1 pseudogene is annotated in these 207 nt (G+C 65.7%); it reads left to right on the top strand.

What is annotated here, in order from left to right:
* Window positions 1–207 (top strand): annotated as a pseudogene (locus AKL28_RS25260) (copper resistance protein B); the annotation flags it as partial.

Here is a 207-nt window from a genome sequence, read left to right as displayed (position 1 = left end):
ACCGCGCCTACAGCTGGCTCGACCTCGCAGCCGGCGATGACCACCATGGATAGCATGGACAGCATGGACGGCGGCACCGCCAGTCCGACGGTGCCAATGGATCATGGGGCGATGAACCACGCCGCCATGAACCACGGTGGGATGGACATGGGGGGCATGGATATGGGCTCCAGTTCGACAGCGCCCGCAGATGCCCGAGACCCCCAC

The organism is Herbaspirillum chlorophenolicum, from assembly GCF_001189955.1.
GTDB classification, from domain to species: domain Bacteria; phylum Pseudomonadota; class Gammaproteobacteria; order Burkholderiales; family Burkholderiaceae_D; genus Herbaspirillum; species Herbaspirillum chlorophenolicum.
Note: the sequence above shows the minus strand (reverse complement) of the source record. Positions and strands in the feature narration are given on the sequence as shown.